Source organism: Orenia marismortui DSM 5156 (assembly GCF_000379025.1).
GTDB classification, from domain to species: domain Bacteria; phylum Bacillota; class Halanaerobiia; order Halobacteroidales; family Halobacteroidaceae; genus Orenia; species Orenia marismortui.
In genome coordinates, this window is sequence record NZ_KB900623.1 from 400,975 (window position 1) to 422,137 (window position 21,163).

The 21,163-nt window shown below is 29.1% G+C and carries 17 protein-coding genes and 6 tRNA genes; 17 read left to right on the forward strand and 6 right to left on the reverse strand.

Going from position 1 to position 21,163, the window contains the following annotated elements:
• Window positions 1–29 precede the first annotated feature (29 nt).
• The 5 genes from OREMA_RS0115645 to OREMA_RS0115665 all read left to right on the forward strand — a co-directional run bounded on the left by OREMA_RS0115645 (window position 30) and on the right by OREMA_RS0115665 (window position 5,372).
• The gene (locus OREMA_RS0115645; RefSeq protein ID WP_018250194.1) at window positions 30–1,550 is read left to right on the forward strand and encodes an ABC transporter ATP-binding protein; all 1,521 of its coding nucleotides are present in this window, start codon (window positions 30–32) and stop codon (window positions 1,548–1,550) included.
• Between the two features lie 15 nt (window positions 1,551–1,565).
• Entirely contained in the window at window positions 1,566–2,630 is a 1,065-nt protein-coding gene (locus tag OREMA_RS0115650) for an ABC transporter permease (protein WP_018250195.1), read from the forward strand.
• Window positions 2,630–3,517, forward strand: coding sequence for an ABC transporter permease (locus tag OREMA_RS0115655; RefSeq protein ID WP_018250196.1), 888 nt, complete (start codon window positions 2,630–2,632; stop codon window positions 3,515–3,517). Before OREMA_RS0115650 ends, OREMA_RS0115655 begins: the two co-directional genes overlap by 1 nt.
• A gap of 142 nt (window positions 3,518–3,659) precedes the next feature.
• On the forward strand, window positions 3,660–4,517 hold the full coding sequence (locus tag OREMA_RS0115660; RefSeq protein ID WP_018250197.1) for a helix-turn-helix domain-containing protein: 858 nt from the start codon (window positions 3,660–3,662) through the stop codon (window positions 4,515–4,517).
• Window positions 4,518–4,634: 117 nt separating this feature from the next.
• Complete coding sequence (locus tag OREMA_RS0115665) at window positions 4,635–5,372, forward strand: CPBP family intramembrane glutamic endopeptidase (protein WP_018250198.1); 738 nt, start codon at window positions 4,635–4,637, stop codon at window positions 5,370–5,372.
• 73 nt (window positions 5,373–5,445) lie between these two features.
• Here OREMA_RS0115665 and OREMA_RS0115670 read toward each other — a convergent pair.
• The 3 genes from OREMA_RS0115670 to OREMA_RS0115680 all read right to left on the reverse strand — a co-directional run bounded on the left by OREMA_RS0115670 (window position 5,446) and on the right by OREMA_RS0115680 (window position 5,877).
• Window positions 5,446–5,522, reverse strand: a tRNA-Ile gene (locus OREMA_RS0115670).
• Between the two features lie 93 nt (window positions 5,523–5,615).
• Window positions 5,616–5,692: transfer RNA gene (locus tag OREMA_RS0115675), tRNA-Gly, on the reverse strand.
• Between the two features lie 108 nt (window positions 5,693–5,800).
• Window positions 5,801–5,877 (reverse strand) — tRNA-Pro (locus tag OREMA_RS0115680).
• 297 nt (window positions 5,878–6,174) lie between these two features.
• Between OREMA_RS0115680 and OREMA_RS0115685 the strand changes: the two genes are divergently transcribed.
• The 6 genes from OREMA_RS0115685 (at window position 6,175) to OREMA_RS0115710 (ending at window position 13,763) form a co-directional block, all read left to right on the forward strand.
• On the forward strand, window positions 6,175–7,416 hold the full coding sequence (locus tag OREMA_RS0115685) for a chloride channel protein (protein WP_018250199.1): 1,242 nt from the start codon (window positions 6,175–6,177) through the stop codon (window positions 7,414–7,416).
• A 160-nt stretch (window positions 7,417–7,576) separates the two neighbouring features.
• Window positions 7,577–8,323 carry a 5'/3'-nucleotidase SurE gene (surE, locus tag OREMA_RS0115690; protein ID WP_018250200.1) on the forward strand — a complete coding sequence of 249 codons (747 nt, stop codon included), beginning with the start codon at window positions 7,577–7,579 and terminating at the stop codon, window positions 8,321–8,323.
• A 58-nt stretch (window positions 8,324–8,381) separates the two neighbouring features.
• Window positions 8,382–8,768, forward strand: coding sequence for a TIGR04086 family membrane protein (locus OREMA_RS0115695; protein WP_018250201.1), 387 nt, complete (start codon window positions 8,382–8,384; stop codon window positions 8,766–8,768).
• Window positions 8,769–8,835: 67 nt separating this feature from the next.
• A complete protein-coding gene (locus tag OREMA_RS0115700) occupies window positions 8,836–9,309 on the forward strand; it encodes a hypothetical protein (RefSeq protein ID WP_018250202.1) in 474 nt (157 codons plus the stop codon).
• 143 nt (window positions 9,310–9,452) lie between these two features.
• Window positions 9,453–11,993 (forward strand): diguanylate cyclase, encoded by a 2,541-nt coding sequence (locus tag OREMA_RS0115705; protein ID WP_018250203.1) that lies wholly within the window; start codon window positions 9,453–9,455, stop codon window positions 11,991–11,993.
• Between the two features lie 222 nt (window positions 11,994–12,215).
• The gene (locus OREMA_RS0115710) at window positions 12,216–13,763 is read left to right on the forward strand and encodes a DEAD/DEAH box helicase (protein ID WP_018250204.1); all 1,548 of its coding nucleotides are present in this window, start codon (window positions 12,216–12,218) and stop codon (window positions 13,761–13,763) included.
• Window positions 13,764–14,002: 239 nt separating this feature from the next.
• On the opposite strand, the gene OREMA_RS0115715 is transcribed toward OREMA_RS0115710, so the two are convergent.
• From OREMA_RS0115715 to OREMA_RS0115725, 3 genes are all read right to left on the reverse strand, one after another.
• Window positions 14,003–14,091 (reverse strand) — tRNA-Leu (locus OREMA_RS0115715).
• A 40-nt stretch (window positions 14,092–14,131) separates the two neighbouring features.
• A tRNA-Thr gene (locus OREMA_RS0115720) sits at window positions 14,132–14,207 on the reverse strand.
• A gap of 4 nt (window positions 14,208–14,211) precedes the next feature.
• A tRNA-Trp gene (locus OREMA_RS0115725) sits at window positions 14,212–14,287 on the reverse strand.
• A gap of 216 nt (window positions 14,288–14,503) precedes the next feature.
• Here OREMA_RS0115725 and OREMA_RS0115730 point away from each other — a divergent pair.
• The 6 genes from OREMA_RS0115730 (at window position 14,504) to OREMA_RS18520 (ending at window position 21,161) form a co-directional block, all read left to right on the forward strand.
• Complete coding sequence (locus OREMA_RS0115730) at window positions 14,504–14,683, forward strand: hypothetical protein (protein WP_018250205.1); 180 nt, start codon at window positions 14,504–14,506, stop codon at window positions 14,681–14,683.
• 961 nt (window positions 14,684–15,644) lie between these two features.
• Window positions 15,645–16,310: an outer membrane beta-barrel protein gene (locus tag OREMA_RS0115735; RefSeq protein WP_018250206.1), complete on the forward strand. Its 666-nt coding sequence runs from the start codon at window positions 15,645–15,647 to the stop codon at window positions 16,308–16,310.
• Window positions 16,311–16,352: 42 nt separating this feature from the next.
• Window positions 16,353–16,802 (forward strand): hypothetical protein, encoded by a 450-nt coding sequence (locus OREMA_RS0115740; RefSeq protein WP_018250207.1) that lies wholly within the window; start codon window positions 16,353–16,355, stop codon window positions 16,800–16,802.
• A gap of 153 nt (window positions 16,803–16,955) precedes the next feature.
• The gene (locus OREMA_RS0115745) at window positions 16,956–18,851 is read left to right on the forward strand and encodes a leucine-rich repeat domain-containing protein (RefSeq protein ID WP_018250208.1); all 1,896 of its coding nucleotides are present in this window, start codon (window positions 16,956–16,958) and stop codon (window positions 18,849–18,851) included.
• A 28-nt stretch (window positions 18,852–18,879) separates the two neighbouring features.
• Entirely contained in the window at window positions 18,880–19,548 is a 669-nt protein-coding gene (locus OREMA_RS0115750) for an outer membrane protein (protein WP_018250209.1), read from the forward strand.
• Between the two features lie 32 nt (window positions 19,549–19,580).
• Entirely contained in the window at window positions 19,581–21,161 is a 1,581-nt protein-coding gene (locus OREMA_RS18520) for a leucine-rich repeat domain-containing protein (protein ID WP_018250210.1), read from the forward strand.
• Window positions 21,162–21,163 lie beyond the last annotated feature (2 nt).

A 21,163-nucleotide genomic window follows, 5' to 3' on the forward strand; every position in this document is an offset into this window, starting at 1 on the left:
ACTACTCTAATTATGAGAGGAGGATTATAATGGAACCGATTTTAGAGATGAGAGATATAACCAAGGAATTTCCCGGGGTATTAGCTAATGATCAAGTGAATTTGGATCTTAAAAAAGGAGAAATTCATGCTCTAGTCGGAGAGAATGGTGCAGGTAAATCTACATTAATGAGTGTTTTATTTGGGATTTACAAAGCAGAAAAAGGAAAGATATTTTATAAAGGGCAAGAACTTAATATAAATGGACCAAATGATGCTATTGATGTTGGAATAGGGATGGTTCATCAACATTTTATGTTAGTACATACTTTGACTATAGCAGAAAATATAGTATTAGGTTCTGAACCAACTAAAGGAAAGGTGAATTTAAATCTTTCTGAGGCAGTTGAGAAAATTAATAGGTTATCAAAAGAATATGGTTTAGATGTAGATCCTAATGCTAAAATAAAAGATATTCCAGTTGGGATGCAACAAAGAGTAGAAATCTTAAAGGCTTTATATCGAGAAGCGGAAGTTTTAATTTTAGATGAGCCTACCGCTGTGTTAACTCCTCAAGAAGTTAAAGGTTTATATAAAATTATGGATACTTTGACTGAACAAGGAAAATCAATTATCTTTATTACTCATAAGTTAAAAGAGGTTTTAGCTGTATCTGATAGAATAACTGTCTTAAGAAAAGGGAAATCAATTGGAACAGTTAAAACTGAAGATACGTCAGAAGCTCAATTAGCTGAGATGATGGTTGGACGTGAGGTTATCTTAAAAGTAGAAAAAGAAAAAGCCAATTTTGGAGAAGTTAAAGTAGAAGTAAAAGATTTAAAAGTACATAATTCTAGAGGGATGTTGGCTTTAGATAATATTTCTTTTAAAATTAGAGAAGGAGAAATTTTAGGAGTGGCTGGTGTAGAAGGTAATGGACAAACAGAGTTAGTGGAGGTATTAACTGGCTTAAGAAAAGCAGACTCTGGTAGTTTTAAATTGGAAGATCAAGAATTATTAAATAGATCAGCTCGTGATATTAAAGAGGCAAAGGTTGCTCATGTGCCAGAAGATAGGCACAAGCATGGCTTAGTATTGGATTACTCTATTGAGGACAACTTAATTTTAGGCTATCATTATCAATCTCCCTTTGCTACAGGAATAAATTTTAATTTTAATAAATTAGAAGAGCATGCTGAAAGATTAATTCCAGAATATGATATTAGACCTAGAGATAAAGATATATTAGCTCGTTCTTTATCTGGTGGGAATCAGCAAAAGATAATTATTGCTAGAGAATTTGATATGGGACCAGAATTTTTGATTGCTTCTCAACCAACACGTGGTGTTGATATTGGAGCTATTGAATTTATTCATAAAAGAATTATAGAAGAGAGAGATAAAGGAAAAGGTGTTCTATTAATTTCAGCTGAATTGTCTGAAATTCTATCTTTAAGCGATCGGATTGCAGTTATGTATGAAGGACGGATAGTTGATATATTAGATGCTGAAGAAGCAACTGAAGAAAAATTAGGACTTTTAATGGCAGGTGGAAGTTTATCTGTAGAATAGAAGGAGGGATTTTCTATGGGACAAGAGGTAAATTTTAAAAATTTAGTAAAGGAGATATCAATTCCGCTATTAGCTATACTATCTTCTTTTATAATAGGAGCAATTATAGTGTTGGCATCGGGCTATAGCCCTGTAGCTACTTATTCGGCATTAATTCAAGGTGCTTTTGGTAGCCTAAATAGTATAGCAGACACATTGTTAGAAGCAACTCCTCTTATCTTTACGGGATTAGCAGTATCCTTTGCTTTTAGATGTGGTCTTTTTAATATTGGAGGAGAAGGCCAGTTATTAGTAGGAGGTTTAGCTGCTGCCTGGGTTGGTACCTTAAAAGGGATTCCAATGATAATTCATCTTCCAATAACTTTATTAGCTGCAATGTTAGCTGGTGCGTTATGGGTTGCTATACCGGCATTTTTAAAGGCAAAATTAGGAGTTCATGAAGTAATTACAACTATTATGTTTAATTATATTTCTTATAGTTTAGTTGCTTACATTAGTTTAAAAGTTTTAGCAGAACCAGGAAGTATACAGACTCCTGATATAGAGCCTAGTTCATATTTATGGAGATTTTCTAATATATTAGATATTCATTCCTATCTTAATATTGGTTTTATTATTGGGGTGCTAGTGTTAGTAGGTATTTATTATTTGTTATGGAAGACTACCATAGGATATGAAATTAGAGCAGTAGGAATTAGTCCAGATGCAGCTGAATATGGAGGGATTAGTTCTGTCAGAAATATAATTCTAGCGATGTTAATTAGTGGTGCTTTAGCTGGCTTAGGAGGAGCAGAAAGAGCTATGGGATTATTCCATAATTATAGAAATGGCTTTTCTGCTGAATATGGATTTACTGGTATTGCTGTAGCACTATTAGGTAGAAATCATCCTTTTGGGGTTTTATTAGCAGCATTGTTGTTTGGTGCATTATCTAATGGACAAGACTATATGAATATGTTAGCAGGAGTTCCAGTTGATTTAGTTACAATTTTACAAGCGATTATTATTTTATTTGTAGCTGCAGATCTGTTATTTAGAAATATATTAGCTATGAAGCCTGAAGGGAGGAAGAGTGAATAATGGAAATTTTATCACAAATATTTAATTTAGAGACCTTCAGTTCAACTTTGAGAATGGCTATTCCTCTAATGGTAGCGGCTATTGGGGGAATGTTTTCGGAAAGATCGGGTGTAGTTAATATTGCATTAGAAGGAATGATGTTGGCTGGTGCTTTTATGGCGATTGTTATTAGCTATTTTACCGGAAGTGCTTGGCTTGGTTTATTAGGAGCAGTTATATTTGGTGGGGTTTTTGCTTTAATTCATGCAGTAGTCAGTATAAAATATCATGCAGATCAAGTTGTTAGTGGGGTGGCTTTGAATCTTCTTGCTGCTGGTGGAACTGTATTTTTGTTAAATATCTTATTTAATACTTCGGGGACATCACCATCAGCGACGGCATTACCTTATTGGGGTCCTTTTAAGCCAACAGTTTATTTGGGGTTATTAATAGTTGGGATATCTCATTATGTTCTATTTTATACACCCTTTGGTTTAAGGTTTAGAGCTGTTGGAGAGCATCCTCATGCAGCTGATTCTGTTGGTATTAATGTAGAAAAAATCAGATATATCTGTGTAGTTTTAAGTGGTATGTTAGCAGGACTTGCTGGAGCTCATCTATCTATAGGTGTATTAGATAGTTTTAGGGAAGGGATGACTGCTGGTCGTGGTTTTATTGCCTTGGCAGCTCTTATTTTTGGTAAATGGTATCCTTTTGGTGTTTTAGGTGCTAGTTTATTGTTTGGATTCTTCCAAGCTGTTCAGATTAGATTACAAGGTTTTGGAGTACCTACAGAATTTGTACAGATGATACCATATATTTTTACGGTAATTGCTTTAGCCGGTGTGATTGGTCGAGCTACACCTCCGGCAGCTGCAGGTGAGCCTTTTGAAAAAGGTAAAAGATAAAATCTATTATTTTGTAAAGAGCCGATAATTTTATTGGCTCTTTTTTCATTTTAGGAGGATATTACTATCATAATTTTCAGAATCTAAAGGATTTTAAGGATAGAATGTCGAAATGTTATTTATGAAAGAGAGGTGACTTTTTTTGGGGGAAGATTTATCAAAAAAGTTAAAATTTAAAAGAGAAGAGTTAGGGATTGCTTTAAAACAGGCTGAAGAAGAGACGAAGATCAGAATAGATTATTTAAGAGCCTTAGAAGCAGGTGAATTTGATTATATTCAAGGTGAGGTATTTGTAAAAGGGTTTTTAAAGGTTTATTCATCATATTTAGGCTTGGATAAAAAAGAGATTTTAGCAGATTATCAGAAGATGAAAGAGCCAGATGTCCCGGAGGAAGATTTAGAGCAGAAGAAAAGTGTAAAAGAGAAACTATTATATTATTGTGATGAAAACCAGAATACTTTATTGGCTAGTCTTTTAATTGGTATATCTATTGTTGTTGTTTTAGTAGTTGTTTTTTTGGGGATCAAAATATATAATCTTTTTGGAGAAGTAGATGTTAGTAGAGAGGTTGCTTCTGTTGAAATTAAACAAGAGGATGTAGTATCTTTAAGTAATAAAGCAGATAATAAGCAAGTAAAAGGTAATAAGGTTAGTACTAATAAATTAGAAAATAATAAAAAGGTATCAGATATAAAAGAATCTGAGGAAGTGAAAATTGAAGAAAGTAAAGTAAACAATCAGATTAAAGCTAATAAGAAAGTAGAAAAGATTGAAATTAAAATAAAAACAATAGATTATAGCTGGTATTCGGTTAAGGTAGATGGAGAAATTGTCTTTCAAGGAAATGTTGATCCTAAGGTTGTTAAATCTTTTTCAGGTAAGGAGATTATACTTAAGTGTGGAAATGCAGCTGGTGTAACAGTAATTAAAGATGGCAATGTATTGGGTCCGTTTGGTTTAAAAGGTGAAGTTGTTACAAAAACCTTTTCTCTAGAGTAGTCAGTAATAATGCTTAGTCATCTAGAATAATATTCTAAATAAGATTGTAGAAATTCAAATTAACTACTATATCATAGGTTTATTTAGAGGAATGTACTATAGGAAGGCGGTTATTTGATGGCTAATATTATTCAGAGAGATAAAACAACTTGGAGGTTAACTGATATCATAGCTGTATTATTCTTAACTTTTGTTTTTACTTCTGTGATATTTTTATTAGTAGAATGGATCATTAATTGTTTGTTTAGTAGTAACCTTATGTTACTAATACGCCCTTTAATTTTAAACTCAATTCAAGCATTATTATTAGCAGGATTAACATTATTAATTATAAAAATAAGGTACAAAGTATCTTTGAAAGATTTCGGTTTTAATCTGAATAATAGTAAAGAAATTATTAAATATGGAATAATAGGTGGAATATTAATTTGTTCTATAATTACATTTCTTAATAACCTAATTCATATTTTGATTGATAATTTTTTTGGGATTCAAGCACCTACACAGCAGGTTATCCAAAGTCTATTAAGCTCCCAAAACCAACTTTTATTTTTTTTACATAGTATATTGATTATTCTAGTAGCTCCATTAACGGAAGAAATTTTTTTTAGGGGTTTTATTTATCCTTATTGCAAAGTTAAGTTGGGAAAAGCAAAGGGAATATTTTTAAGTGGATTAATTTTTGGTTTGGCTCATTCCAGTATATGGCTTTTAGTGCCTACTTTCTTAGGAGGGGTTATATTAGCTCTGATTTATGAAAGAACTAAGTCGCTTTATTCATGTATTATAGCCCATAGTATATGGAATATGATTATTGTGTTTTTGATTTATACTATTTGGAAATTTAGTATTTGATAAAGTTAATAGACATACAAAAATCCTGGTATATTAAACCAGGTTTTATATATTTAGTGCTATTTGATTATGATGGTGGACCTGGAGGGATTTGAACCCCCGGCCAATCGGTTATGAGCCGATTGCTCTGACCAACTGAGCTACAGGTCCATAGTTTTGATTCACAATTAATAATTTATAGTGTATAATAAAAAAATAAGATTAACTATTTGATTTATTAATTAATTATAAATTATATTTGATTGGAGCGGGAAACCGGACTCGAACCGGCGACACCCAGCTTGGAAGGCTGGTGCTCTAGCCAACTGAGCTACTCCCGCACATTATTTAATTTACAATTTATAATGTACAATTAAAATCTTTAAGGTCTTGTAATTCTTGAAGTCTTTGATTCTTAATTGTTAATTGTCAATTCTAAATTGAACTTTTGGTCGGAGCAGCAGGATTTGAACCTGCGACCCCCTGGTCCCAAACCAGGTGCGCTACCAAACTGCGCCATGCTCCGATATTTTTCCCTCGCGACCTTTATAATTGTATATCTATTTCAGATAAAAGTCAAAAAAGTATATCTCTTATAAAGGTCTGTTACGTAACTTTAAATATATTATTCTTGTGATTATTTCTTATTTCTCCTTATATCTTGGTGGTTTGAAGTTTGATCCTTATATCCAAAATAAACTTGACTCTAGTTTGACATTCTAATTAATATTAATGAAAAGAAGAATTAATAATTTTTAAGCTAAGGCTATTCTTATTACTAAGAGATTATAGTTATTTATTTTATAAATAGGGAGTGTAAAAGATGTTTATTCCAGGGCAAGGCTTTTATAAGAAGGTATTGTTATATATTTTTAAATGGATAGTTATTAATTTGATTTTAGGATTTATTGGAGCAGTTATGTTATTATTAATACAGAAGGGAAGTACATATTTAATAGATAATATTTATTATAACTTTTTCTTATCCCCTATAGTAGGTGCACTATTAATAAGTATAGTAATACATTACTTTGATTCTAGGTCTAGTGGATTGGGAACAGATTTATATATTGCTTATACAAAATCTAATGTTAATGTAGGTCATTCATTTAAATTAATTTTGAGTAAAAGTTTTGCTACAATTATAACTTTAGGATTAATGGGCATAGGTGGTTTAGTCGGGCCTTTATTATTAATTGGAAGTAGTTTAGGAAGGTTACTTTTGAAAATAACTGACTATTTAAAAATTAAACTTATTAGTTCTGAATTAGATTTGAGAGTATTATCTATTTGTGGGGCTGCAGCTACCTTAGGACCTTTGTTAGGTGCTCCATTGGGTGGAGGTATCTTTGCTACTGAAGTATTATACAAATCTTCTCTAGATTACAATGACTTATTTCCAGCTGTTTTGGGAAGTACTTTTGGATATTTTTTCTACCATTCTTTTTTACCTGTGCCAAGATTGAATATTGATATAGGATTACCAGAAGCAGGATTAAAGGATATATTTTTATTGATATTAGTAGCATTAATTTGTGGTTTAATAGGTCAAGTTTTTATCTCGATATTCAATTTGATCGATAACTTATTTAATAATTTAAATTCTTCTGAATTTATAAAGGCTATTATAGCAGCGATAATATTATTAGCAACGATGAAAATATTAAATATAAACTCTTTTGTAGAGGTTGCAAAAATTGAAGATTTTTTTGTAGCCCCGATAACAGATCGATACTTGTTATTAGTAATTATTTTAAAGATATTATTAACAATGTTAATTATCGGAGCAGGATTTAGTGCTGCAATTGTTGATATTGCTTTAGTTAGTGGTGCGTTAGCAGGAAATTTAATTTTCGTTTTCTTTCCACAGTTACCTTTACATTTATTGGTGATTGTTGGGTTGTCAGCTACTTTATCATCTGTTGCTAATGTTCCTTTAGCCACAATGGTACTAGTAAGTGAAATATTTAATTTGAATTTGAGTTTGCCTGTTATTATTGGAAGTATTATCGGTTATTTAATTGGTAGACCTAAAGCAGTATTTAAATACATTAGTGAGGAATAATAAGATTAATTTACAATTTATAATGTATAGTTGATAATTTAAAAGAAAGAGAAAGCAACATTGTGGAATTTATAATTAATATTTAAAGCTGTTTAATCTATTTTTGAATTATACATTATCAATTTTCAATTCTAAATTATACTTTATTGGAGGAGATATAATGAAAATATTACTAACAAATGATGATGGAATTTTTGCTCCAGGTATTCAAAGATTATGCCAAGAATTAGAGAAAGAACATGAAGTTACTATGGTAGCTCCAGATCGTGAAAGAAGTGCTACAGGTCATGCTATAACTTTACACCATCCTTTAAGAGCTAAAGAAATGACCTTTGCTAATATTAAATCTAAAGCTATTGCTATAGATGGAACACCTGCTGATTGTGTTAAAATTGCTATAGAATCATTATTAGATGAAAAGCCTGATTTAGTTGTTTCAGGGATTAATGCGGGCCCAAATATGGGCTATGATGTATTATATTCTGGTACTGTTTCAGCTGCAGTTGAAGGATTGTTATTAGGAATACCATCTATTGCTGTTTCTTTAGTTACAGACAATAATTGGGATTTTGATTATGCTGCTGAGTTTATTAATAGATTGCTAGTAGAGCACAAAAATCAAAATTTAGATGCGGAAATATTATTAAATGTAAATATTCCTGTCAAAGCGCAAGGAGAAAGTAGAGTTACTAAATTAGGTAATAGGAGCTATCGCAATACCTTTGAACAAAGAGTAGATCCTAGAGGTGAAAGATATTATTGGTTGGCGGGTAAGGCTGTAGAAGAAGGTAATGATAAAGATACAGATGTAATGGCTGTAAAGGAGGGTTTAGTATCTATTACACCATTAAAGTTGTCTTTAACTGCTTTTTCTGAAATGGAAAAGTTGAAAAAATGGGATTTATAGTAATAAATAGTCCTCTAAGATGAATATTTTAAAGTAAAAGGCTTATGGAGGAGATTTGATGCCACAATCTCAAAATGATAGTTCTGCTGTAAAGGTTAGTAGTATTTTGCGAGGTTTAGTAGTAAGTTTGATTTTATTATTAATGGGAAGTGTGGTTTTAGGAATAATTATTAGCTTAAGTAATGCTGTTAATAATTCAGTTAGTAAGATATTATTTATATTAAATTATTTATCTGTTTTTGTGGGTGGTTCTGTTGCAGCTTATTCTGCTGGTGGGAAGGGATGGATTAATGGAGGTTTAGTAGGATTGATATATATGTTGATGATTATCTTGTTAGGTAGTTTATGGAATCCTATTATTATTTCGTTAAGTCTTGTATCTAGAGTAGTAATTGGTTTTTTAGTTTCTGCTCTAGGCGGAATGATAGGAGTGAATGTAGTATAAAATTATTTTTCACTTGTGAGAGAAAGCAAGTAAAAACTACTAAGTCTAATCATGGATTTTTAGGTAGGTGATTCTAATAAATAAGAATCATTTGAAGGTAGAGTTAGACTCAAATATTAGTCTAGTGAGTATGTCTTCAATAATTTATAGTAAATTAACAGAATGGGATTATAAATTTAATTCTACTTCAAAGGCTCAATTTTTAGAAGAAGCAGACATATTAGTAACATCAATTAGTTTTATTTTAGGAACTATAACTACTGGATTTTTAAAGCAAATTGGTGAAGAGGTCTGGTATAATGTTAAGAATATTTTTTATAATTGCGAAAAAGAAAAGCGTATACCAGGTTTTAAGTTCAAGTTTAATTATGAAGATATAGATGTTATAGTTGAATTAGAAAGTGAAGATCCTGAAGTATTAGAGAATGTTTTAAATAATTTAAATGTAATTTTAAAGAAGGTTTTAAAGGAAGAAGATCATATATCTGAAATGAAGTTTAGGTTAGATAAAGATTCAGAAAGACTAATTAGAATAGATTAGAAAAAATGCATCTTAAATTAAGATGCATTTTTCAAATATACTATAGAAGATAGATTTAAAATTAAAGTTGACTTTGATAATTCTCAAATTTCAGATATACTTAAGATATAAGAGAAGAATTATAAATAGAGGTGTGTTATAAAGTGAAGTTTAAAAAAATTCTAACTTTGGTCTTGATAATTTTGAGCTTGCTATTATATACAACAACAATTATTGCATATGAAGATGTTGATAAAGTTAATCTTCTTATTATTCATTCATATCATCAGGGCTTTAGTTGGACAGATAAGATAGATAATGGTCTTAAGGAGTATTTAGCTCAAGATTCTAGAGAAATAGATATACATACTGAATATTTGGACACTAAATTAGTAGCTGATGAAAAGCATCTAAATAATATATATAATCTATTTCAATATAAGTTTAAGAATAGTAACTTTGATTTAATACTTGCAAGTGATGATAATGCTTTAGAATTTCTCTTTAAGTATAAGAAAAATTTATTCCCCAATATTCCAGTTGTATTTTGTGGGATAAATAACTTTTCTATAGAAAAATTAAATAAGCAAGATATGTATACTGGATTAATAGAAAATATTGATATACTATCTACTATTAAAGTTGCTTTAAAATTACATCCTGATTTTAAAAATATAATCGGTGTGTTCGATAATACAACTACTGGAAAGTATAATAAGCAGTTATTCAAGAAAAGTATAACTTTCCTAAGTAATGATATTAATGTATTAATTTATAGTATTGATGGAATGGATGACTTAGGGGATATAAGTGATAGCTTTCCAGAAAAAAGTATTATGTTTTTAGGCTCAACTATGCTTAAGGATAGATCAGGAAACTTAATTCCTAATCAAAGAGTTATAACTCTTTTAACACAGGATATTGATCTTCCAATCTATAGCTTTTGGGATTTCTTTCTTGGTTATGGGATAGTAGGTGGAAAATTAAGTAGTGGTTATTATCAAGGTAAATCTGCTGCTAAAATGTCTTTAGAAGTTATAGATGGTAAAAGGCCTGAAATAAAAGAAAGTTCTAATATCTTTATGTTTGATTATAAACAATTAAAGAAGCTAGGTGTTTCTTTGAATAATTTACCAGAAGATAGTATTGTTATTAATAAGCCTTTCTCTTTTTATACTGAGTATAAAACTTTAGTTTGGCTAACAGTTAGCTGGATAATTATAATGGGGTTAATTATATTTATTTTGATAGTTAATATAATTAAAAGAAAGAGTGTTGAAATTAAGTTGAAGGATAGTGAGAGTAAATATCGTATTTTATTTAAAAATAATGGTGCTGCTACATGTATTGTTGATAAAGACAGAACTATTTCTTTAGTAAATAAAGAGTTAGAAAATCTAACAGGATATTCTAAAGAAGAAATAGAAGCTAAGATGAGTTGGGAAGATTTTATTTATGATCAAGAATCATTAGATAAGATTTTAGAGCAGCACTATCAAAAAAGAGAAGAAAATAATAGTAGCCCCTATAAATATGAGATTAATATTGTTGATAAAGAAGGAAAAATAAAAACAGTATTATTACAATCTAAGTTAATACCTGGTACTGAGAGAAGTATTGTATCATTATTAGATATAACTAAAAGAAAAGCAGCTGAAGAAAAGATTAAGTATATTAATTATCATGATGATTTAACAGGGTTATATAATAGGAAGTTCTATGAAGAAGAGTTAAAAAGGTTAGATACTCAACGTAAAATGCCTTTAAGTATTATTATAGGTGATGCAAATGGTTTAAAATTAACAAATGATATTTTTGGCCATGAAATGGGTGATCAATTACTACAAGAGATGGCTAGATTATTAAAAAAATCAGCGCGAGAAGAGGATATAATCTCGCGTTGGGGTGGAGATGAATTTGGTATTATTTTACCTAATACTGATAGGGAAGATGTAGCTAGAATTATAAAAAGAATAAAAGACAATTTAGCTAATTCTGATTTTGGTCCGATTAAGCCCCATATAGCTTTAGGTAGTGCAACTAAATTTAAAGTAAGTCAAGATATAGAAGAAATTTTTAGTCAGGCTGAAGATCAGATGTATAAAGATAAGAGTAATAGCAAGGATAGTTTAGATAACCCATTATTAAAGTCTCTTTTAGAAGAATTAGAAAATGAAAATTATGAAATCGAAGGCCATAGAGATAGAACAATTAGATTATCTAGACAAATAGGTAAAAAGTTAGATTTGACCGATCGAGAAATAGAAAGATTAACTTTATTAGCTAAATATCATGATGTAGGTAAATTAGCTATTAAAAAAGAGATAATAAATAAAGATTCGCCCCTTGAGCAGAAAGAATTAGAGGAATTTAAGCAACATCCTGAAATTGGTTATAATATTGCTAAAAGTTTTCAGGCTTTAAGAATTATTGCTGATGATATTTTATATCATCATGAAAATTGGGATGGTAGTGGTTACCCTGAAGGGTTAGATGGTGAAGATATTCCCTTATTATCTAGAATTATGCATGTTGTAGATACTTATGATGCTTTAACTCATAGGGAATATTATATATTAAGCAATAATAAGACTTATTATGGACCATTATCCCAAGTAGAAGCATTAGAAATAATCGAGGATAATGCTGGTAAAATATTTGATTCTAAAATTGTGACTATTCTTTTTGAAGTAGTAAAATCTTAATATATCATATAAAAAACTCGAACTATATTATAGTTCGAGTTTTTTATATTAATTATTAATATAAGTAAAAGGTTTAGTTTTTTAAAATTATAAAATATTGTTTATTATTCATAAAACTATCTTAATTATGTTTATTTACTCTGGTTAAACTAATAGATAGTTAGTTAAATGCTAAACAAATATTAAATTATAATTAATCTTCAATGAAAGAAGGTGATAATGATGTTAACTGAAGATAAAGTTGATAACTTACTGGCTATCAAAGAGTTAGATAAATATTGGCAAGAAAATGATATAGGACTTTTTCCCCATCAAGTAGAGACAGTAGATAAAGTAATTAATAAAATGAATGGAAGAGCAATTTTAGCAGATGAAGTTGGCTTAGGTAAGACTATTGAGGCTGGAATGATTCTAAAAGAGTATATGGTTAGAGGAGATGTTGAAACCTGTTTGATTTTAACTCCTGCTTCTTTAGGTTTTCAATGGTGGCAGGAATTAACCCATAAGTTTCAAATAGATTGTTTTAATAATCGAAAAGGTAAAGGGTGGCATTACTTTAATGTTATTATTTCTTCTCTAGATAAGGCTAAAAGAGAGCCACATTGTAATTATATTTATGACCGTGGCTTTGATATGGTGATTGTAGATGAAGCACATCGTTTGAAAAATTCTAAAACTCAAAACTGGAAGTTTGTTAATCAGATTCCTACAAAATATATGTTATTATTAACTGCTACTCCGATTCAAAATGATTTAAAAGAATTATATAATTTAGTAGATTTATTGAAGCCGGATTTGTTTGGAACTTATTCGAAATTTAAAGATAATTATGTTAAAGGAAAGCATAAAGTGCAGAATTTAAATGATCTACAAGATGATTTGTCAAAGGTTATGATAAGAAATCAAAGAGAAGAGATTGATTTGAATTACACTGATAGAAAAGTGAAGTTAATTTCTCTTAATTTAAGTAAAAAAGAAGAAGAACTATATAATGGTATCACTAATCTAGTTAAAGAAGAGTATAAGAGGTGTATTAATGCTAATAAGAGTATTTTTCATTTATTAACCTTGCAGCGTGAAGTTTGTAGTAGTTCTTTTGCTGTATCTCAAACTTTAGATAAGATGGCTAAATCAGAAAGTTATAGTTCTATACAAAATAGGCTGAAAGATCTATTTGAGTTATCTAGATCTATTACAGAGAATCAAAAGATGAAGATAGTAGAGGAAATATTAAGCAAGACAGAAGGAAAGGCTATTATATTTACTGAATATCGGGCTACTCAACAATATATTTGTTATCATCTATATAGAAATGGTTATAAGCCAGTTGTCTTTAGTGGTAAATTACGAGATAATCAAAAAGAATGGGCCAAACGTCAATTTATGAAAAATGGTGATGTATTAGTTAGTACTGAAGCAGGGGGACAGGGGATTAATCTACAGTTTTGCAATACTATTATTAACTATGATCTGCCCTGGAACCCAATGAAGGTAGAACAGAGAATTGGTAGAGTTCATAGGCTAGGCCAAGATAAAGATGTATTGATTTATAATTTATCTACTAAAAATACAATTGAAGAGAAGATTATTAACTTATTAGATAAGAAGATAAATCTCTTTAAAAGTGTAATTGGTGGTTTGGATTTGATAGTTAGAGATGGAGTAGATAAGAGTTTTGGAAGTGATATCTTAGAATTATTGATAGAAAGCCAAGATAACGAAGAGCTAGAACAGAACTTAGAAGAGTATGGCGAGAAAGTTGTGCATTAAAATCTAATCATTAACCATTAATTAGTAGCTAATAAAGAATAGTCACTAATTAATTCATCCTAAAACTACTTGATTAGACCTTTATTATTGTGACATTATGATTATCTTTATATCAAAAAATAAAAAAATCTGAGCTTTTTGCTCAGGACTGTTAAATAAAGATTTGAATTATAGTTGATAATTTATAATGTATAATTGAGATCTTGAAGAAATTGATCTTTAATTAGTAATTAATAAAGTGGTACCGAGGGTCGGGTTCGAACCGACACGGGCATAAAAGCCCACCGGATTTTAAGTCCGATGCGTCTGCCAATTCCGCCACCTCGGCATATATTTAACTATTGGCTATTAGCTAGTAGCTAATAAAATGGAGCTGGCGATCGGAGTCGAACCGATGACCTGCTGATTACAAGTCAGCTGCTCTACCAGCTGAGCTACGCCAGCATGTTGGCAGGGGAGATAGGACTTGAACCCACAGCACCCGGATTTGGAGTCCGGTGCTCTACCAATTGAGCTACTCCCCTTTGACAACAATTAAGATTATAACTTATGTTTGGTTTCAGGTCAAGCTTATAAATCTTTATTATAATCTATTAAAAAAGAAGAAATAACTTATTCTCTCTTAAACTCTTATTAACTAAGCAATTTAAAATTTTAACACACAATTGTTTCATTTAGCATATAGTGATTATAGCTTAATGCTATGATAGCTATTATTTTATCTCGGAAGGAGAGATAATATGTTAAATAAATTAAAGAGATTTTATTTATCTAATCGTGTAAAGATTAAAGGTGGATCTGGTTTGTTTTTATGTGTGGTAGGTGCTATTATAGTTATTCAGAATTTGCCAAGTTGGATATTTGCCTTATTAATAGGTAGTGGGAGTATTTTCTCTGGAGTCAAACTGTTTAAAGGGTGAGTGGTTTAAATTTAAAGTTACTTTTCAATATAAATAGTTTTTTTAATGTGTTTATTTCCGTAATTGGCGAGTCAGGTGGTTTGATGGTTAGGTTAAATCCAAATATCTAATCACTCAACTTCTAACTATCGAAGTTAAAATATCGTATTATTCTTTTATTTTAGCAGTTCTTTTACGAATATAAATTGTTTTATTACTTTGAAAATAAAATTTATTAAATAGGCAGAAGGTACTCATTGCCTTTTTTTCTTTTTTTGTTATAAATTTTACAATGTTTAATTTATTAATATTAAGTTTAAGTATTACATTTGTTGCTTGTAGTAGAGATAAATCAAATAAAGGAGAATATAATGTCTCGGGGATAATTTATGATGATAGTAATCAAATAATATGAATAAAGATGGAATTTAATGCAAAAATCCCTTAACTTTACAGACAAAATATAGTATAATTTGGTTAATACCTACAAATTAATTAGAGCGAAGAAATATAACTTATATATGGTTGCCTAAGTTATATAGAGCTAATGGCAAACTCACCTGTAGTCTTAAAAAGATTACAGTTTTTTTATTGTTAGATTAATTTGTTTATGTATAAGAGAGTATACTCTTTTTTCAAACTGTTGATAACTTTTTATCAACTAAAGACAAAAATAAACTAGCAACGCGCCCTGAAGGAGGTAGCGACTGACGAAGTAGTCCTGGGCTGAATTGACGCGAATAACGCGAATTAAATTCAAAAAAACTAATTAAGATTTAAAAATATTTTGAATTATTTATTTAAAGATTTTAATTATAGAAGACGGAGGGACAGCCCATTTTGTTCTGATTAAGGAACTATATTGTCTTTTGGTTTTGATCTTGCTGGTCACTCGTTACTCGTCACTTGTTACTAAAATGGGCGATAGCCCATTTTATTCTTTGAATCAAAATTTAACAAATTATAAACAGGAGGAATTAAAATGAAGAGAATTACTTTATTAGTATTGATGCTGGTATTATTAGGTTCAGTAGTTGTAGAGGGGAAAGAAGCAGGAACTTTTGAGATTGTTGGAGGGGCTAAAGTAGCTAAATTAGATTATACTCTAAAAATTAATGGAAGTCAGATAGATTGGACAGAAGAGAGTCAACTGGTTATAGATGACTTAAGTAAGCCAGCAGGATTTTATTTAGGTGGAATCTATTGGTTAGATGATAATAAAGGGATTGAGCTAGGAGCAAGTCTATTGGAAAGTTCTTTTTCAGGAAAGATTGATGGAGAAGAGGTTGAAAAGAGGGATCAGTTCTTAGAGTTTTATGGGAAATATAATTATCGAATTAATCAATACTTTAAACTTAACGGAGGATTTACATACTCTTCTTTTAAGGAAGAAGATAAAATAGTAGCAAAGAATTTTGATCAAGTAGTAGAAGAAGGTTCGGGCTTTGGCTTAAATGCTGGAGGAGGTATGACCTTACCGATAACAGATAGTTTAGTAATAACAGGAGAGTTTACATATAGTTTGCTAAATATTTTGATTGATAAAAGTTATGATCAGGATAAGGAGAAGCTAGTTGATCTTGACTATGATAGAGAGTATATAATGAATCCTTTATCTGCTAAATTAGGGATTAGTTATCGCTTTTAGAGATGTAGTTAAAATATTAGATATAAACAGGAGGGATTAGTTATGAATGAGAGAGATAAGAGTATAAATACGTTAATATTTTGGGTTGCTGTATTATGGCCGATAGTACTGTTTCCCCCAGTAAGTTTGACACCATTAGGTGTGATTTTTTTAATATTTTTAATTCCATTTTATCTTTTTAAAATATCATTAAATTTAATTGTAATAATGGTTGCTAATGAGTTAAGTAGTAAGTGGATAAAGAGAGTTAAATTTATATTATTTTTTGTGGTCTGTTTATTTGTTTTGGAATTAGTATTTAATATTAGCAGTTCAATTTTTTTAAGAGATTTAATATTTAATCCTATAAAAGAAAATCCTTTATATACAATAACAATATTATTAATTTGTATTGTAGAAGTAGTAATTATGAGTTTAATTATAAAAACTAAAATAATACAAAAAATGCTATGTGAAATAAAAAGAATAATGAATGAAATAAAAAAGATTTGAATTACAATAAAACATTATTATTTCGTTAGTAGTAATTATAATGTTATTAGGTACAATAGTTGTAGAGATAGAAAAAAGGTAGTTTTGGAGTTTTTAGTGGGATAGATGTATCAATGTTTTTTTGACTATTATATGAAAAAGGAGATGAAACTTATGAAAAAATATAGTAAAGCACTAATTTTATTGGCAGTAGCAGGAATTATTACAATCATTGTAGGACTAAGTTCTAATCCAATTGATGATAAATTAGTAGAGATTAAAGATGATAGTTTTGAAAAAGCAGTCAGGACAATTATAGATAAGCCCTGGGGTTCAATCACAGAAAGTGATGTAGCAAAGATAAAAGAAATTCGTGTTAAAGGCTACTCAGTAGATACTGGGGCAAGGTGGAAAGAAATAGGTGAGATTAAAAGTTTAGATGGGATTGAGCACTTTAAGAATTTAGAGATTTTATATATTTATGGTTCTGGAGTAGAAGATATAAGTGGTCTACATGGCTTAAAAAAATTGAAAGAAATAAATTTATCAGGAAATGAAATAAAAGATATAAGTACTTTAGATGATTTACCTAGTTTGAAGGATTTAAGTTTTAGTGGTAACAAGGTAGAAAAAATAGATTCTTTATCTAGGTTAAAAAGTTTAGAAAAATTGTATCTTGGTGCTAATCAAATAACAAATATAGCTCCTTTAAAAGAATTAATTAAATTAAGAACATTGTATCTTTATGAAAATAATATCCAGGATTTAAGTCCTTTATCTAAATTAAAGAATTTGAGAAAATTAGAATTATGGGATAGTAATATAAAAGATATAAATGCTTTATCTGGATTATCTTCATTAAAATATTTGGATGTTAACAAAAATCAAATTAAAAATATAGATTCTTTAGGCAAATTAAAGAACTTATACGGTTTAAGTATGAAAGATAATCAAATAAAAGATATAACTCCTTTAGCTAAGTTGAAGAATTTAAATTCAGTGAAAATGTATCGTAATAATCTTGATCAAGGAGATCTGTTTAAATTAAGCTTAGTGATTAATCAATTACAAAGTAGAGGAGTAGAAGTGAATTATGAAGATTATTGGATAGATAAAAAGTTTAATTTGGTTATTGATGAAGGTCAAGGAGAGTTAGATATAAGCTATCAAGGTAATCAGATTATCCAGTGTGAAGCATTAGCCCGGGAGGGTTGGTATTTTGATCATTGGGAAGGAATAAAAGCTAAAAAAAGTAATCCGGTTAAGTTACAAATAGAAGAAGGTAGTAGTAAAAAAATCAGAGTTGTATTTAAAGAAAAAGATAAAACTATAGATAAAGAGATTATTTTTAAAGATCGAGTTTTAGAAAAGCTAATTCGGGATAAGATAGGGAAAAAATCTGGACCGATCATGAAAAGTGATCTTAGAGGAATTAAGGAATTGAAAGAAACTGTAGAGATAGGAGATATAGAGTTTTTAAATGGGATTCAATATCTAATTGATTTAAAAAGTTTAGAATTGGAAGGAAACAAAATTAAGGATATAACTGTTCTATCAGAATTGAAAAAGTTAGAAGAGCTTAATCTTAGTAAAAATGAAATAGAAAATATACGTCCTTTGTCAGGTTTGAATAATTTAAAAGAATTAAAACTATCGAGTAACAGATTAAAGGAAATAGATTCTTTGAATAATTTAGTAGCTTTAACTTATTTAGATATTGGTGGGAATAAGGTAAAAAAAATAAATAGTTTAAAAAGATTAATTAATTTAAAAACATTATTAATTAATGGGAACGAGATTAAAGATATAAGTGTGGTAGGAAATTTAGTGAATTTAAATGAGTTAGTTCTTACTTTAAATAAAATAAAAGATATAAATCCTATAGAAAATTTAGAACAATTAAATATATTATATCTTAGATGGAATAAAATAAAGGATATTAATGTTTTGTTAGAATTAGATAATTTGAAAGAATTAATCATTAGTAAATCAGATAAATATCTTAAATCTGACCAAGGTAAAAAAGTAATAAGCAAGTTGAAGAATAAAGGGGTAAAAATAAAGTATTAAGAAAGATAAAAAAACAGGAGGAATTAAAATGAAGAGAATTACTTTATTAGTATTAATGATGGTATTATTAGGTTCAGTAGTTGTAGAAGCTCAAAATGAGGCAGGAACTTTTGAAATTGTTGGAGGGGCTAAAGTAGCTAAATTAGATTATACTCTAAAAATTAATGGAAGTCAGATAGATTGGACAGAAGATAGCCAAGCGGTTATAGATGACTTAAGTAAGCCAGCAGGATTTTATTTAGGTGGCATTTATTGGTTAGATAATAATAAAGGGATTGAGCTAGGAGCAAGTCTATTGGAAAGTTCTTTTTCAGGAAAGATTGATGGAGAAGAGGTTGAAAAGAGAGATCAGTTCTTAGGGTTTTATGGAAAATATAATTATCGAATTAATCAATACTTTAAACTTAATGCAGGACTTACATACTCTTCTTTTAAGGAAGAAGATAAAATAGCAGCAAAGAATTTTGATCAAGTAGTAGAAGAAGGTTCGGGCTTTGGCTTAAATGCTGGAGGAGGTATGACCTTTCCTATAACAGAGAATTTAGTAATAACAGGAGAACTTACATATAGTCTACTAAATATTATGATTGATAAAAGTTATGATCAGGATAAGGACAAGCTAGTTGATCTTGACTATGATCGAGAGTATGTAATGAATCCGTTGTCTGCTAAATTAGGGGTTAGTTATCGCTTTTAGAGATGTAGTTAAAATATTAGGAGGGATTAATTATGAATGAGAGAGATAAGAATATAAATACGTTAATATTTTGGGTTGCTGTATTATGGCCGATAATACTTTTTATGGCTTTGCCAGGAGAGATGACTCCGTTAGCTGTAGTTGGTTTGATATTTTTAAGTCCATTTTACTTTTTTAAGATATCATTAAATTTAATGGTAGTAATGAAGGCTAATAGAGTAAGTGAAAAATTAATAAAAGCAGTTCAATTTATAGCAGTAATTTGTTTATTGTTGTGTTTAGGATTAATATTTTTATCAGATACATTTGACTTAACTTTTTTTATAACAGTTTTATTAATTGCCATTGTAGAAGCAGGATTACTTTGGTTGATTACCAAATCTAAACTAATTCATATAATAATCTATAAAATAACAGAAAGAAAGAAAATTATAGTTATAGTAATACTTATTTTAATTAGCTTATTTGGATTGTATAGATTTAGTCTTGGTTTCAAAGATAAAAAACTATATAACGATGTTATTAGTAAGCTAGAGGAAGTTAGAGGAAAGCAATATGAGCCTTCATTGTTTTATAGTTTTTTTAGAAGAATACCAGAGGAAAAGGCTAAGTTAATTGTAGAGTTAGATTTAAGTGAGAAGGGTAATTATGAGAGTATTAAGGGAATTGAAAGTTTATTGAATTTAGAGAAATTAAATTTAAGTGGCTGTGGGATTTATACGGTATCTCAGTGGATTACTTTTAGAATTGATAAGCTATCTCTGTTGACTAAATTAAATAAGTTGCAGGAATTAAACTTGTCTAGCAACGCTATAAAGGATATAAGTTCATTAGAAAATTTAAAGAATCTAAAGAAATTAGATTTATCAAATAATTATATAAGTGATATAAGTCCATTATCTAAATTAAATAATTTACAAGAATTAAATTTAGAATCAAGTAGGGTGAAAGATATAAGTGGTTTATCTAGTTTAGAAAATTTACAGAAATTAAATCTTAGAAAAAATCGCAATATAAAAAATATAGAATATTTGTCAAATTTAGAGAATTTAACAAGGTTGGATTTAGGTTATACAGGGATAGAAGATATAAGTCCATTGTCAAACTTAGTTAAATTAGAAAAGTTAGATTTAAGTTATAATGATATAAAAGATGCAAAGGGATTATCAAATTTAGTTAGTTTAAAAGAGTTAGATTTAAGTCATAATGATATAAAAGATATAATTGGATTATCAAACTTAGTTAAATTAGAAAAGTTAGATTTAAATAATAATGAATTGAAAAGTGTAAGATATTTATCAAAATTAGTTAGATTGAAAGAGTTAAATCTTTCAGATAACGAATTGAAGGATATAAAAGCATTATCTAATTTAGTTAGTTTGATAGAATTAAATCTTGCAATTAATAAAATAGAGAATATAAAAGTATTATCAAATTTAATTAATCTACAAACATTAATTATTCGAGATAATAAAATAGAAGATATAAAAGCATTATCAAATTTAATTAATTTAAAAGTATTAGCTATATCTAATAATCTTATTCGAGGAGCTAAAGAACGAAAAATAATAGATAAATTAGAAGAAAATAAAGTTAGGATTCATAGATGGTAAAA

Excerpts from the sequence above, each read along its gene's own strand:
- OREMA_RS0115645 (WP_018250194.1), top strand. The coding sequence starts at position 30 with ATGGAACCGATTTTAGAGATGAGAGATATAACCAAGGAATTTCCCGGG.
- OREMA_RS0115650 (WP_018250195.1), top strand. The coding sequence starts at position 1,566 with ATGGGACAAGAGGTAAATTTTAAAAATTTAGTAAAGGAGATATCAATT.
- OREMA_RS0115655 (WP_018250196.1), top strand. The coding sequence starts at position 2,630 with ATGGAAATTTTATCACAAATATTTAATTTAGAGACCTTCAGTTCAACT.
- OREMA_RS0115665 (WP_018250198.1), top strand. The coding sequence starts at position 4,635 with ATGGCTAATATTATTCAGAGAGATAAAACAACTTGGAGGTTAACTGAT.
- OREMA_RS0115685 (WP_018250199.1), top strand. The coding sequence starts at position 6,175 with ATGTTTATTCCAGGGCAAGGCTTTTATAAGAAGGTATTGTTATATATT.
- surE (WP_018250200.1), top strand. The coding sequence starts at position 7,577 with ATGAAAATATTACTAACAAATGATGATGGAATTTTTGCTCCAGGTATT.
- OREMA_RS0115695 (WP_018250201.1), top strand. The coding sequence starts at position 8,382 with ATGCCACAATCTCAAAATGATAGTTCTGCTGTAAAGGTTAGTAGTATT.
- OREMA_RS0115710 (WP_018250204.1), top strand. The coding sequence starts at position 12,216 with ATGTTAACTGAAGATAAAGTTGATAACTTACTGGCTATCAAAGAGTTA.
- OREMA_RS0115730 (WP_018250205.1), top strand. The coding sequence starts at position 14,504 with ATGTTAAATAAATTAAAGAGATTTTATTTATCTAATCGTGTAAAGATT.
- OREMA_RS0115735 (WP_018250206.1), top strand. The coding sequence starts at position 15,645 with ATGAAGAGAATTACTTTATTAGTATTGATGCTGGTATTATTAGGTTCA.
- OREMA_RS0115740 (WP_018250207.1), top strand. The coding sequence starts at position 16,353 with ATGAATGAGAGAGATAAGAGTATAAATACGTTAATATTTTGGGTTGCT.
- OREMA_RS0115745 (WP_018250208.1), top strand. The coding sequence starts at position 16,956 with ATGAAAAAATATAGTAAAGCACTAATTTTATTGGCAGTAGCAGGAATT.
- OREMA_RS0115750 (WP_018250209.1), top strand. The coding sequence starts at position 18,880 with ATGAAGAGAATTACTTTATTAGTATTAATGATGGTATTATTAGGTTCA.
- OREMA_RS18520 (WP_018250210.1), top strand. The coding sequence starts at position 19,581 with ATGAATGAGAGAGATAAGAATATAAATACGTTAATATTTTGGGTTGCT.